Origin of the sequence: Dietzia sp. (assembly GCF_036741115.1) — a bacterium.
Lineage (GTDB): Bacteria > Actinomycetota > Actinomycetes > Mycobacteriales > Mycobacteriaceae > Dietzia.
The window spans coordinates 11,353-24,402 of sequence record NZ_DAINST010000049.1 but is presented as its reverse complement, the minus strand read 5'-3'; the positions used below and the strand labels follow the sequence as shown (position 1 = coordinate 24,402).

10 protein-coding genes and 2 pseudogenes are annotated in these 13,050 nt (G+C 70.8%); 6 read left to right on the top strand and 6 right to left on the bottom strand.

Annotated elements, in window-relative coordinates; genetic code table 11:
- The 3 genes and pseudogenes from V7E05_RS09025 to V7E05_RS09015 form a co-directional block, all read left to right on the top strand.
- Positions 1 to 365: pseudogene (locus V7E05_RS09025) on the top strand (hypothetical protein); the annotation flags it as partial.
- Positions 362 to 1,915 (top strand): class I SAM-dependent RNA methyltransferase, encoded by a 1,554-nt coding sequence (locus tag V7E05_RS09020; protein WP_333619326.1) that lies wholly within the window; start codon positions 362 to 364, stop codon positions 1,913 to 1,915. The pseudogene V7E05_RS09025 and the gene V7E05_RS09020, both read left to right, overlap by 4 nt.
- A gap of 134 nt (positions 1,916 to 2,049) precedes the next feature.
- On the top strand, positions 2,050 to 3,948 hold the full coding sequence (locus V7E05_RS09015) for a 1-deoxy-D-xylulose-5-phosphate synthase (protein WP_333619325.1): 1,899 nt from the start codon (positions 2,050 to 2,052) through the stop codon (positions 3,946 to 3,948).
- 40 nt (positions 3,949 to 3,988) lie between these two features.
- On the opposite strand, the gene V7E05_RS09010 is transcribed toward V7E05_RS09015, so the two are convergent.
- On the bottom strand, positions 3,989 to 5,305 hold the full coding sequence (locus tag V7E05_RS09010) for an HRDC domain-containing protein (RefSeq protein WP_333619324.1): 1,317 nt from the start codon (positions 5,303 to 5,305) through the stop codon (positions 3,989 to 3,991).
- Positions 5,302 to 5,910 (bottom strand): DUF3000 domain-containing protein, encoded by a 609-nt coding sequence (locus V7E05_RS09005; RefSeq protein ID WP_333619328.1) that lies wholly within the window; start codon positions 5,908 to 5,910, stop codon positions 5,302 to 5,304. Before V7E05_RS09005 ends, V7E05_RS09010 begins: the two co-directional genes overlap by 4 nt.
- A 96-nt stretch (positions 5,911 to 6,006) precedes the next feature.
- Between V7E05_RS09005 and hemE the strand changes: the two genes are divergently transcribed.
- The 3 genes from hemE to hemQ are packed head-to-tail and all read left to right on the top strand — an operon-like array spanning position 6,007 to position 9,261.
- Positions 6,007 to 7,107 carry a uroporphyrinogen decarboxylase gene (hemE, locus tag V7E05_RS09000; protein ID WP_333619323.1) on the top strand — a complete coding sequence of 367 codons (1,101 nt, stop codon included), beginning with the start codon at positions 6,007 to 6,009 and terminating at the stop codon, positions 7,105 to 7,107.
- The gene (locus tag V7E05_RS08995) at positions 7,107 to 8,579 is read left to right on the top strand and encodes an FAD-dependent oxidoreductase (RefSeq protein ID WP_333619322.1); all 1,473 of its coding nucleotides are present in this window, start codon (positions 7,107 to 7,109) and stop codon (positions 8,577 to 8,579) included. The genes hemE and V7E05_RS08995 overlap by 1 nt, the downstream gene beginning before the upstream one ends.
- Positions 8,560 to 9,261, top strand: coding sequence for a hydrogen peroxide-dependent heme synthase (gene hemQ, locus V7E05_RS08990; RefSeq protein WP_333619321.1), 702 nt, complete (start codon positions 8,560 to 8,562; stop codon positions 9,259 to 9,261). The genes V7E05_RS08995 and hemQ overlap by 20 nt, the downstream gene beginning before the upstream one ends.
- Positions 9,262 to 9,406: 145 nt before the next feature.
- On the opposite strand, the gene msrB is transcribed toward hemQ, so the two are convergent.
- From msrB to V7E05_RS08970, 4 genes and pseudogenes are all read right to left on the bottom strand, one after another.
- A complete protein-coding gene (gene msrB, locus V7E05_RS08985) occupies positions 9,407 to 9,844 on the bottom strand; it encodes a peptide-methionine (R)-S-oxide reductase MsrB (protein ID WP_333619320.1) in 438 nt (145 codons plus the stop codon).
- Positions 9,845 to 9,906: 62 nt separating this feature from the next.
- Complete coding sequence (locus tag V7E05_RS08980; protein ID WP_333619319.1) at positions 9,907 to 11,151, bottom strand: glycosyltransferase family 87 protein; 1,245 nt, start codon at positions 11,149 to 11,151, stop codon at positions 9,907 to 9,909.
- Positions 11,152 to 11,206: 55 nt separating this feature from the next.
- Complete coding sequence (locus V7E05_RS08975; protein WP_333619318.1) at positions 11,207 to 12,742, bottom strand: hypothetical protein; 1,536 nt, start codon at positions 12,740 to 12,742, stop codon at positions 11,207 to 11,209.
- Positions 12,732 to 13,050 (bottom strand): annotated as a pseudogene (locus V7E05_RS08970) (hypothetical protein); the annotation flags it as partial. The pseudogene V7E05_RS08970 and the gene V7E05_RS08975, both read right to left, overlap by 11 nt.

Sequence of the window (13,050 nt, the reverse complement as noted above, 5' to 3'; positions counted from 1 at the left end):
CCAAGGTGCCACTCAAGGTCATCGAGTCCCCGTACCGGGACCTCAACCGGCCGGTCATCGAGTACGTGCGCCGCGTGCGCGCGCAGAACCCGCGTGACGTCGTGGCGATCTACATCCCCGAGTTCGTCGAGGAGAATTGGTGGGAGAGGGCGCTGCACAACCAGTCCGCGCGCAGACTCACGCGGCGCCTCCTCCAAGAGCCGGGCGTCATGGTCACCTCCGTGCCGTGGAAGATGTCCAGCCTGGATGACGGCGGAGATCCCAGTGGCCTGGCGGCCGCCGATCCCGCGCTCCCCGGGGACGTCGCCCCGACCGAGGAGGCTGAGAAGACCGTGCGGGATCGAGCGACGGGAGACGAGGCATGAGCGCCGGCGGCGACGGCGGGGAGGCCGACAATTCCGGCACGGCCGGCACGGCCGGAAAGTCCGGCGATGTCACCGCGGTGCGCATCGAATCCGTCGCGCACGGCGGGGAGGGCGTCGGGCGCGGGTCCGGGCGAGTGGTTTTCGTGAATGGCGCACTGCCTGGTGAGCTCGTCGAGGCGCGGATCACCGAGGCCCGGACCCGCTTCGCGCGCGCGGAGCTGCTCTCCTTCCTCGAACCGTCTTCTGATCGTCTGCCGGCCGACTGCGCGGCTGCTTCAGCCGGAGCGGGCTGCTGTGACCTGTCCATCACCACGGTGGAACGGGAACGGGAGATAAAGGCGGACGTTCTGCGTGAACAGCTGCAGCGCGTCGGACGCCTCCGGGGCGAGGAGTTCGCCGAGCTCCTCGGTGGCGTAGAGGTGCGTGATCCGGCTTCGGTTGTCGGGCTCGGACGGGGTGTAACGGACGAATCCGGGGACCGGGCCGCGATGCGCGGGTGGAGGACCGTCGCGCGGTGGCACGCCGGGGAGAACGGGACCATCGGCGTGCGCAGGGCCGGCGCCCACGACGTCATCGCCGAGAGGTGCTCGCAGGTAGGTAACGAGATCCTCGCTGCTGTCGCCGAGCTCGAGGGGATCGGTATTCCGGCGGGCGCCGAGATCGCACTCGCCGAGGGCGCAGACGGCAGCGTCGCCGCTCAGTGGCGCCCGGGAGAGCAGTCGAGCGAGGCCGAAGCGCGGAGCCGAAGCGGCGATGGAACCCGCGGCGGCCGGGGCCGCGACCGCCGGGGAGGCCGACGAAACGCGCGGAATCGGGGCCGCGGCGCCGCGCAGAGCCGCCGCGCGCACGCCGCCCGCACCTCGTACTGGCGCGCGCTCGACTCGCTTCCCGGCGAAACGGGCCGGGCCGCCGCGGCGCTGGAAATCCCCGAGCTCGCGCGCAGAGAGCTCCCACACGAACTGCTTCCGGTGTGGGGCTGGGAGGTCGCAGCCGGCGACTTCTGGCAGCCCCACCGCCATGCCCCCGCGGCGTATGCGACACACACCCGCCGGGCGGTATCCGCGCTGTTCGAATCGCGGCGAGGCTCCGAACTCCGAGTATGGGACCTCTACGGCGGAGCCGGAACCCTCGGCTCGGCGGCACTCGATTCGGCAGCTCTTTCCGATGGCCGGGCGATCGTGACATCTGTAGAGGCCTCGCCGTCCGCCGTCACGGCGGGAGAAGACGCCGCGCGGCGCCACCGCGCGCCCCTCGAGATGATCCGCGCCGACGTCGCGCGGTGGCTCGACGAGGGAGGGGACGTGCTCCCGGATCTCGTGATCACCGATCCTCCGCGCGCGGGCCTCGGCGCAGAGGTGGTACGTCGCATCTCGGCGGCGGCTCCCGCCCGGGTGCTGCACATCGGCTGCGATATCGCGGCCTTCTCCCGCGACGTCGGCGATTTCGTCGACGCCGGGTTCCGGATCGAATCGATCGAGGGGATCGACGCGTTCCCCGGGACGCACCACGCCGAGGCGGTGGCGCACCTCGTCGGCCCCGGGCGCGGCTAGGGGACTGCACGGCGACAGTAGACTCGTGCCGGTGCCGCGCGGTCGGGCGACGAGCCCGGATGGCGAGAGCGGCGGCAGCGGAAGGACAGTAGGACACCAGCGGAAACGCAGGGCGATTCAGCGGAGGCCTGGGAGTGGATTCGAGCGGCGGAACGGGGCGCGTGGTGGAGATCTCCGGCCCGGCCGACGTCCGCGCGCTCGCCGAGGCGGAACTGTCGGAACTCGCCGCAGAAATCCGCCGTTTCCTCGTCGAGACGGTATCCGCGCGGGGCGGGCACCTCGGCCCCAACCTCGGGGTAGTGGAACTGAGCATCGCACTGCACCGCGTGTTCGATTCGCCGACCGAACCCATCGTTTTCGACACCGGGCACCAGTCCTACGTCCACAAGATCCTCACCGGGCGAGCCGCGGACTTCGCCACGCTGCGCGCTCGCGGCGGAATGTCCGGCTACCCGGCGCGGGCCGAGAGCCCCCACGACGTCGCCGAATCCTCGCACGCGTCGATGTCCCTCGCCTACGCCGACGGCCTCGCCGAGGTCATTCGGCTCGAAGGTCGGCCGGCCGCCGTCGCCGCGGTGATCGGCGACGGGGCGCTCACGGGCGGACCCTCCTGGGAGGGGCTCAACAACCTCGCCGCTCGCCCGGGCAGACGCGTGGTCGTGGTGATCAACGACAACGGCCGCTCGTATTCGCCGACGGTCGGAGGCATCACCGCCGGCCCGAACCGCGCCGCGCGCATCGCCGCGGCCCTCGGACTCGACTATCGCGGCCCAGTTGACGGGCACGACATCCCCGCGCTAGAAGAGGAACTCCGCGCGGCAAAGGCCACGGGCCGGGTGACCCTCGTCCACGTGCTCACGGGGAAAGGACGCGGATACGCGCCCGCCGAGGCGGACGAGTCCCAGCGCATGCACTCGGTGGGGCCTATCGACCCGGAAAGCGGCGAGGCGAGCGGTTCCCCGGACGACTCGGGCGGGCGGACGTGGACCGCCGTATTCGGCGAGTCCATTGCCTCCGCGGCGGAGCGCGACCCGTCGCTCGTCGCGGTCACCGCGGCGATGCCGGGGCCGACCGGGCTCGCCCCGCTCGCCGAGCGGCACCCCGAGCGCGTCATCGACGTCGGGATCGCCGAAGCCCATGCCCTCGCGATGGCCTCGGGGCTGTCGATGCACGGCATTCGCCCCGTGGTCGCGCTGTATTCGACATTCCTCGGCCGCGCCGTGGACCAGCTGCTCATGGACGTGGCCCTGCTCCGTTCGCCCGTGACCATCGCGCTCGACCGTGCCGGGATCACCGGGCCGGACGGTCCGAGTCATCATGGCATCTGGGACCTCGCGCTCTCGGCGATGGTCCCCGGGATGCGCGTCGCCGCCCCTCGTGACGAACCGAGCATGCGCGCCGAGCTCGACGAGGCGCTCGGTTCCGAGCGGAACGCGCTGTCGGCGGAGCTCGACCGGAGCGAGGAAACAGGCCCGCAGATCGTCCGGTACCCGAAGGGACGTGTCGGGGAGCCGATTCCGGCTCTCGCTCGCGTCGGGGGCTGCGACGTCCTCGCGCTCGCGGAGGCGGCGTCACAGACAGATGTAGAGGACGAGCCGCCCAGGATGACGGCAGAGTCCGCCATCGCCGGTGCCTCCGTACTCATCGTCTCCATCGGGCCGATGGCCCGGCCCGCGCTCGATGCCGCCCGGATCCTCGGCTGCGGCGGGGAGCGGGTCGTGGTCGTCGATCCGCGCTGGGTGTTGCCCGTGCGCGGTGAGATCGTCGAGCTCGCGGTGGCCGGGCCCGAGGTCGTCGCGATCATCGAGGACGGGATCGTCGCCGGCGGAGTCGGGGACGCGGTCCTCCACGAGATCTCGGCCGGCGGGCTCTCGCCGCGCCCACGGGTGCTCACGCTCGGCGTTCCCGCGGAGTTCGTGCCCCACGGTGGCCGCGAGGAACTGCTCGCCGAGCTCGGCCTCACTGGCCTGGCGCTCGCCGAGCGCATCGGCAACGCCCTCGCGGAGGCGCGCGGCGCGTCGGGCACCGGCTAGTTCGGGGCCGAACCGCCCCCTTGTCGGCGCCGCGCGGGGGCTACTCGCCGCCGATGCCCTCGTCGTCGAGGGCGCCGAGGAGAGCCGGCGTCACGAAGCGGATCTGCCAGGGAGATGCCCCCGCGGCCGAGAGGCTGGTGGAGATGACCTCGCGCGGATCGACTCCTCGCGTGGTCGCCGCATTGGTCCCCGCCGCGGCCCATACCCACTCGCGGAGCATCGCCGAGGACAGGAGCGTCTGCATCTCGATCCGCGCGATGTCGGACACCTCGGCCAGCCGCTCGCGCGCGGCCCCGAGCAGCGCATTCGCGCCCGGTGCCTTGGTCTTCCAGAACCGGTGCGAGGGACGATCAGGGGTATCGGTATGCGGCACCTTCCGTGGCGGCAGTTGCTTGGTCCCGAGGGCGTCGGCTTCCTTGATCGCTGCGACGAAACGCGGGATGACCCCCTTGACCTCGGAATCGGCGAACCCCCGGATCGCGGCGAGCTTGTCGAACGAACGGGGGTCGCGGTGCGCGGCCTCGACGATCGAGGCGTCTCGCACGATCCGGTGCGGCGCGATGTCCTCCCGTGCTGCGATCTCCTCCCGCACGGACCACAGCTCCCTGGCCCGGGCGTATTCGCGGGGGCTGCGCAGCGTCGACAGCTTGGACAGTCGCCGCCAGCGGTCCTTGCCCGGCGGGTTGGGGCGCCATTGCACCATCTGCTCCATCAGCTCGGCGTAGAGCTGCGCCCGCGATTCGCCGGCGAGGGACTCGGGGTAGTAGTCGGGCACGTCGATGGGGACGGTCTCGGTGTCCTCGAGCAGCATCGTCAGCAGCTCGGGCATGAACACGACGTCTTCGAGCGCGTACTCGAGCCACGCCGCGGGAAGCGGGCGGCGCGACCAGTCCGCGCGGGAATATTCCTTAGCCATGTGCACGCCGAGGTAGCTCTCCACGAGGTGGCCGAGGCTGAATCCCTCGGTGGACAGCACCTTGGCGGCGATCTCGGTGTCGTGGAGCGCACTCGGCACCATGCCCAGCTCGAGGAGTGAGGGCAGGTCCGCGCGGCACGCGTGGAGGCAGACCGGGTGGCGGGACAGTGCCCCGGCGAGCTCGCCGATGTCCCCGCCGCCCGCCTCCGGGTCGACGAGCCACGGGCCGATTCCCTCGGCGACGTGGAGCTGGATGAGGAAGGCGCGTTCGTCGTAGCGGTACGAGGACGCGCGCTCGACGTCGGCGTAGATGATCGCGGACGCGTCTGCGGCCGGGTCGCCCGGTGCCGCATCGACCCGTGCGGCGACGTCGGCGAACTCGTCGACCCGGTCGAGGACGCGGGGGACCGCGCTGGTGTGGGGCGGCTGCCGGGGACTCACCGCTGCCCGGAGGAGGCGCCGAAGCGGTGTGCGGTGGCGTCGGCGACGCCCTCGGGGAGCATGCCCGCCGCCGAGGCCAGCACCCCGGCGAGCGCCACGACGTGGTCGGAGATCGACGCGTCGAGAGGGGTCCACGATGCGCGGAGCTCGAGCTGATGCGAGCGCGGCGGGCCGGAGATATCGCCGTAGCGGACCGAGGACGTGCAGGTCACAGTTCCACCGAGGGCTGTGAATCCGGATTCGGTCTCTTCGAGCGCCTCGGAAAGCCAGGACCAGGCGACCTGGGGGAGCAGGGGATCGGAGGCGAGCGCGGAGTCGACGTCGGCCTGGATGTAGGCGACGAGCCGGAGCGAGCCGTCCCAGGCGTCGTCTCCCGCGGGATCGTGGAGCAGGATGAGCCGGCCGAAGGCGTCGCCCTCGGAGAACTCGGGGACGCCGGCGGTATCGGCCTCTGGGTGCAGCAGTTCGATCCCCACCGCATAGCTGTACGCGGCGAGGCGCTGCGGCGGGCGGATCGGGGCGACGGAGAGCTCCGGGCGAATCGTGGCGGCGTTCATCGCTTCCACGGCCTCGCGAAACAGTTCCGGAGCGTCCGAAGTAGGCATCGAAGTCACATACCAGAAAGTACGGCTACAGGATCGGGCCGCGGGGGAGGCGCGCCGCTGGGCGGTCCACGGGAGCGGGTGCCACAATGGTGAGCGATGAATACCTCGGAGAGCCCCAGCGAGAACACGAATCCCTCGGCAATCGGCGCGGAGAAGCCCTACATCGTCGAATCGCTCACGGGTGGGGCCGGGCACGTACCCGTGTGGTTCATGCGACAGGCCGGCCGCTCGCTCCCCGAGTACAAGGAGGCCCGCGGTTCCACCTCGATGCTCGAGTCCTGCCTCCAGCCGGATCTCGCCTGCGAGATCACCCTCCAGCCCGTCCGCCGCTACGGCGTCGACGCCGCGATCTTCTTCTCCGACATCGTCGTCCCGCTCTACGCAGCGGGCGTCGGCGTCGACATCAAGGCAGGCGTCGGCCCGGTGATGGACGAGCCGGTGCGCGACGCGGCGGCGGTCGATCGACTTCCGGAGCTCACCGAGGACGCTCTCGCGCCCGTCGCAGAGGCCGTCCGCCTCGTTCGCGCGGAACTCGATCCGGCGAAGGCGCTCATCGGCTTCGCCGGCGCTCCCTTCACCCTCGCCTCCTACCTGGTCGAGGGCGGCCCCAGCAAGAACCACGAACACACCAAATCGCTCATGCACTCCGAGCCGGAGCTGTGGGATCGGCTCATGCGGGCCCTCTCCGGGATGACGACGCAGTTCCTCCGCGCCCAGGTCGGCGCGGGCGCGGACGCCGTCCAGCTCTTCGACTCGTGGGTCGGCGCCCTGGACCGCTCCGATTTCGAGCGGTACGTGGCCCCGTACTCCCGGGAGATCCTCGCCGACCCGGCGCTCGCCGATCTCCCGCGCACGTATTTCGGTGTGGGCACGGGAGAGCTGCTCCCGTCCATCTCGCAGCTCGGCGTCTCGACCGTGGGCGTCGACTGGCGAGTGCCCCTCGACGTTGCGCAGAACAGGGTGGGCCCGGGCAAGACCCTCCAGGGCAACCTCGATCCCGCCCTACTCCTCGCGGACACCGACGTCCTCGAGGCGAAGACCGCCGAGATCCTCGGCGCCGGAAACCGGGCCATCGCCTCGGGCGCCACGGGCCACGTCTTCAACCTCGGCCATGGAGTACTCCCCGGCACCGACCCGGACGCGCTCGCCCGGGTCGTCGACATCGTCCACTCGTACCGCGAGGGACTGGCGTACTGATGCTCGGCGCGTCGCCCAGGATCGCGGTCCTCGGGGGAGGGATCGCCGGACTCGTCGCCGCACTCCGCTGCGCGCAGGGCATCCCGGGCGCGCGGATTGAGCTGTTCGAGCAGGGCGCGAAGCTCGGCGGGAAACTCCACACCGTCGAGCTCGGCTCCCACCCCTTCGACGTCGGCGCCGAGGCCTTCGTCGTCCGCCGCCCGGAAGCGCGGGCCCTCGTCCGCGAGCTCGGGCTCTCCGATGCTGAGCGCGAGCCCGCCGGGGCGTCGCCCGCCCTCTATGTCGACGGCGACCTGCACTCGCTTCCGAAGCAGCAGGTCTTCGGGATCCCAGGCGATCCGAACGAGCTCGGCGGACTCCTGCCCGATTCCGTCATCGCCGCGATCGCTGCGGAGACTGAGCGCCCTGCCGCGTGGATGCCGGGCGGAGACGCGAATGTCGGGGATCTCGTCGCGGCGCAGTACGGCCGCGAGGCGGTCGACCGCCTCGTCGATCCGCTGCTGGGCGGCGTATATGCGGCCCCCGCGCGGCGGCTCGGCCTGCGTACCGTAGCCCCGGGGCTGGCCGCGGTCCTCGACTGCGCCGCCGCCGAGACCGGCCGCGCGAGTCTCGTCGAGGCGGTGCGGCAGATCAAGTCGACCGCGGTGTCGGGGCAGGTGTTCGGCACGCTCGAAGGTGGCTACGCCGCGCTTGTCGACGCGCTCGCGCGGGCGGACCGGGACTCCGGCGTCACGATCCGGCTCCGCACACCCGTGGGGGCGGTGAGCCCACCTACGGGCCCCCGATCCGCCGACCGGGCGGCTCGGATCCTCTCGCCCGAGGGCGAGCCGCTCGCCGAGGTCGACGCCGTGGTGTCCGCGCTCCCGTTCCACGCCGTTTCGTCCGTCCTCGCGCCGCTCGACGCAGAATCGGGGAACGGTTCGGGACTCGGCGAACGGTTCGGCTCACTCGACTACTCGTCGAGCGCCGTCGTGGCACTCGAGCTTGAGCCGGGGACCGAGGTGCCGGAGCTCTCCGGTGTGCTCGTCGCCGCCGACGCTGGACGGGCCGCCAAGGCGATCACGCTTTCCTCGCGGAAGTGGTCGCACCTCGATCGCACCGCGGCGGGCGAAGGCCACGTCCTCCGGGTTTCGTTCGGCCGGCTTGGCGACACCGCGGCCCTCGACCTGGGCGATGCCGAGCTCGCCGCCCTGGCCACCTCCGAAATCGGCGAGATCGCGGGAATCGAACCGCGCGTCGCGCACTCCCGCGTGGCCCGCTGGCGCGGCGGTCTGCCGGTACCCGGTCCCAGGCATGGCGGATACATCTCCGGTCTGACGGCAGACTGCCTCGACCTGCCCGTGCCCGTCGCACTCGCCGGCGCCGCCGTGCTCGGGGTCGGTGTCCCGGCCTGCATTGCCTCGGCGGAGGCTGCCGCTCGCTCGTTCGGCGCTCAGTGGCAGGATGGGCCCCATGGCACGCCTGGACTATAAGAAGCTCAATTCGACACTCCGCTACCTCATGTTCTCGGCCTTTTCCGTGCGGCCGGGCGAGCTCGGACCGGAGCGCGACCGAGTCGCCGCCGATCTAAGCGCGTTCCTCGAGCGCTGGGAGGAGTCGGAGACGGATGTGGTCGTCCGCGGCTTCTACAACGTCTCCGGGCTGCGCGCCGAGGCCGATTTCATGTTCTGGATCCACGGCGAGCACATCGAGGACCTGCAGAGCTTCTACAACGCCTTCCGTCGGGAAACGCTGCTCGGCAATGTCTCGGACACGTACTGGTCGAATGCGGCCCTGCACCGCCCGGCCGAGTTCAACAAGTCCCACGTCCCCGCGTTCCTCGCGGAGGAGGATCCGGGCGCGTACATCAGCGTGTACCCGTTCGTCCGCTCGTACGACTGGTACCTGCTTCCGGATGAAGACCGCCGCCGCATCCTTGCCGAGCACGGCAAGGCTGCGCGGGACTACCCGGATGTGCGAGCGAACACGGTCCCGGCGTTCACGCTCGGCGACTACGAGTGGATCCTCGCCTTCGAGGCGCCGGCGCTCGACCGCATCGTCGACCTCATGCGGGCCATGCGCGCCACGGAGGCGCGCCTCCACGTGCGCGAGGAGATCCCGTTCTTCACCGGCCCCCGCGTCGAGCCCGAGGCGCTCGTCGGCGAGTTGCCGTAGCGGCAAGGCCGAATCGGACATAACGTCCGTCGGCCAGTTCCCAGCGAAAGGGCCCGCCCACCGATCCAGTGGATCGGCAGGCGGGCCCTTGTCGTCTCGTGTGACGGCGGGCAAGTCCCGATGTGCTGCCCGCTTTCGCGGCCCGCTACTCGGCAGGCTCGAGGGTCAGCGAGATGCTGTTGATGCAGTAACGCAGGTCGGTGGGTGTGTCGTAGCCTTCGCCTGCGAAAACGTGACCGAGGTGGGAGTGGCAATTCGCGCACAGCACCTCGGTGCGCACGGTGCCGAGGGACGTGTCGGTCCGCTCGATGATCGTGTCCCCGGCGAGGGGAGAGAAGAACGAGGGCCAGCCGCAGTGCGAGTGGAACTTCTCCGAGCTGCGGAATAGCTCGGCCGAGCACGCGCGGCAACGGTAGACGCCGGTGGTCTCCGTGTCGGTGTATTCACCGGTAAACGGGGCCTCGGTGCCGGCCTCGCGGAGCACTCGGTACTCCGAAGGGGAGAGCCGCTCTCGCCACTCGGCGTCCGAGAGCTGCACCGCGGCGGCGGACTCGGGGGTCACGGAAATATCGTCGTTTCTCATGGGCGCGAGAATACTCTCGTCGCCCGCGCCGGGCCGAGACGCCCGGACGCGGATGGGGGCGGCTACTGGACGCTCGCGCTCTGTCCGGCTGTCGTCCCGATCCCGGCCCTGGACGGCGGTACGGCCGAGGGCGTGATCCGATCGTGCCGGCGCGGGTCGGTGTAGCGCCATACCGCGATGACGAACACCGTGAGGAGCATGAGCAGCCAGCCGATGGTCGGGTGCATGTACTCCGCGACGCGGCCGAGGGACGGCCAGCGCGAGGACTCCCAGCCGTCCATGGTGAAGAACCCGTACGCCGCGATCCACGCGAACGCATTGCGCACGAAGGAACCCTCGAGGACGACGGTGAGCAGCAGCGGGATGAGGAGCATGGAGTAGTACATCTGGCCCAGCGTCGAGACGAGGAAGACACCAGCCATGACGACGCCGGCCGTCGTCGTCATCCACAGCACTTCGTGGTTGTGCCGGTAACCCATGAGCAGCCAGACGGTCGCCAGGGTGAGCGCGATGACGACGACGCGGGCGGCGAGCACGAGCGGCTCGGGGGCGTCGAAGTAGGCGCCGATGCCCGCGATGGAGGAGTTGTAGTAGTCGCGAACCTCGGACATGTACGGACCGATGACGTCGAAGTACGACTTACCGTCTGCGGTGGCCCACCAGCCCCACGTGAAGGTCACGAGGGGGATCGCGATGGAGATGACGAACGGCTGCCACTGGCGGCGCAGCAGGGGCAGAACGAGTAGCGGTGCGAGCATCGGCTTGATGGCCAGCGACAGGCCGAGCGGGATGCCGGAGAGCCAGAGGCGCCGCTCGTGCAGGAGCACGAAGAACGCCGCCTGGCAGAGGAAGATGAGCCCGTTGATGTTGGTGAACACCAGTGTGTTGGTCACCGACTCCGTGAGGAAGACGCCGAGGAAGACCGCCGGTGTCGCGTAGCTGGTGAGCGGGATCTTGAACAAGCGGAGGAGCAGCAGGACCGCGCCGACGATGCACAGGAAATTGAACGCGATGAACGTCCAGCGCGCGTAGGTGTACATGTCGATCATCCCGAAGGGCGACAACAGCACGGTCGCGCTCGGTGAGTACAGGTAATGCGGGTCGCTGACCAGGAGGTTCTCGACGTAGACCGGCCCGCCGTCGAGGAAACGGCGGGTGGCGGCGTAGACCGTGCCGAAATCGTTGGTGACCGATCCGTTGACCGCCTTGACGACGACCCGGTGGATGATCGTGAGAATAGCGAGCGGCCAGAGCACGGACTGGAGCGTCCGCTGCCACGCTGGGGTTGCTGTTACTGCTGCTTGCACGCGGATCAATCTACAGCCGGGGCCGGTTAATCCACGGTGCCCGGGCGGCGTGCCGTCAAGCCGGGCAGGCAGTGGGCGTGGCCTTGGCTGGATCGTCGAGGAAGGCCTGCACCCCGTCGGCGATGCAGCGGCCCGTCCCGACCGCGACCGATCCGTATCCGCCGTAGCGCAGCGGTATCGCGCTCGCGGCGCCCGCGGCGGTGAGCGCCGCCGAGCCCGCCCCCGCCGGGTCGCTGCCGGCGAGCGGATCGCCGGCCGTGGTCCCCGTGACCAGAGTGGGGACTGCGGGTAACGCGTAGTCGGGGGACTGCACGACGGGCCAGTCCGAGCACAGCGCCGCCCGGGCGCCGACCTCGCGGCCGAATGTGGGGAAGCGGGAACCGAGATCGTCCAGGACACCGGGCAGAGCATCCGCAGCAGGACGCTCCGGATTGTCGAGGCAGGTGGTGAAGAGCTCGCGGGTGTTGGCGTCCGAGGCGGGGACGGTTGAGCTCGACGACCCGCCGGTGAGCTCGCCCGCGAGGATCCGATACAGATCGGTGCGCTCAGAAGGGCTCGCCGTGGTGACTCCGGAGAGGGCGTCCCGACCGACGCGCAGGGCCGCGGCGTCGCGCGCCGAGAGCTCTTCGGTGTTGACGTCGACCGACGAGCCGCCGGGGAGGGCGGTGTCGCCGAGGCAGCGGCTGGCGCGGCAATCGGCGAGCCAGGCGGCGAGCGCCATCTGCGATCCTTCAGCGCGAGCCGAGACCGTGTCCTCAAGCTTCCCGCCGAACGGGGTCGGCGAATCCGCGAGGAAGGCCGCGACGGCTTCGGGATGTGCGGTGGCGAATAGGGCGGCGGCCGAGGCGCCGGCACCGGTCCCGCCGAGCGCCATGTGCTCGAGCCCGAGCTTCGTCGCGAGGGAAGCGAGGTCGTCGGCGTGCCCGGAGGCATCGAAATCGGTCTGCATGTCCCCGGTGCCGTCCTGGCAACCGCGGGCCAGGGCGGCGACGGAATCGCGGACAGTGGGCGAATCCGGACCGTCGTCTTCGGCGGCCACGGTGTCGGAGACCTCTTCGACGGCCGGATCGCAGGTCTTGCGGCCGAGGAACTGTGTCCGCGGTTCGACGACGAGGACCGGCCACGAGAGTCCGTCCGCGACGGTCCGTGCCCACGAATCGACGACCGCCGAGAACAGGCGATCGGGGCCGGAGCTGATCACCAGCGGTGGCTTCGAGCGGTTCGCGGAATCCGAGGTGAGCAACGCCGCGTAAAGGGGCTGCCCATGCCCGGCGAGTTGTCCGGCCGGGTCGAAGGGCATGCACTCCCTCGTGACCCCGTCGGGGACGGGACTGTCGAGCTCGGGGCAGGGAGAGAAGCTCGCCGAATCGGGAATCCGCGAGAGCGAATCGGACCATGACTTCGGAGCCTCGCCCGGCGTCGGAATGGCCGTGCCGTCGCCGCCCGAACCGGCGCCGTTGCGACTCACCGCGAGGGGCGGCCCTGCGGTCGGCAGCGGGGCGCAGCCGGCGGCGACCGAGGTCGCGAGAACTGCCGCGAGAACTCCGGCCGCGGCGGAACCGGTCCGGAAGAAGGCGCGCTTACTCGCCACGGGCGTCCCCCTTGTCCACGGCCCAACGGGTGTATAGGCCGCCGTCAGCGGAGCTGAATGCGGAGAGGATGCGGAGGCGGCGTCGCCATTCCGGTTCGCTTCCGGAGGTCTCGGGGATGAGCCGCGCGCCGCCCCGGCTGTCGAGGAATGGGGATTCGCTGAGCACGAGCTCGTCGAGGAGGTCCTCGGCCAGCAGGGCGGCGAGGATGTGCGGGCCGCCCTCGACGTCAATCTCTGCGCCCGACTCTCTCTGCGCGAGCTCCATCGCGCCGGAGAGGAACGCCGACTTCGGGCCCGGCACGACGCTG

Excerpts from the sequence above, each read along its gene's own strand:
- V7E05_RS08995 (WP_333619322.1), top strand. The coding sequence starts at position 7,107 with ATGCTCGGCGCGTCGCCCAGGATCGCGGTCCTCGGGGGAGGGATCGCC.
- hemQ (WP_333619321.1), top strand. The coding sequence starts at position 8,560 with ATGGCACGCCTGGACTATAAGAAGCTCAATTCGACACTCCGCTACCTC.
- V7E05_RS09020 (WP_333619326.1), top strand. The coding sequence starts at position 362 with ATGAGCGCCGGCGGCGACGGCGGGGAGGCCGACAATTCCGGCACGGCC.
- msrB (WP_333619320.1), bottom strand. The coding sequence starts at position 9,844 with ATGAGAAACGACGATATTTCCGTGACCCCCGAGTCCGCCGCCGCGGTG.
- hemE (WP_333619323.1), top strand. The coding sequence starts at position 6,007 with ATGAATACCTCGGAGAGCCCCAGCGAGAACACGAATCCCTCGGCAATC.
- V7E05_RS09005 (WP_333619328.1), bottom strand. The coding sequence starts at position 5,910 with ATGCCTACTTCGGACGCTCCGGAACTGTTTCGCGAGGCCGTGGAAGCG.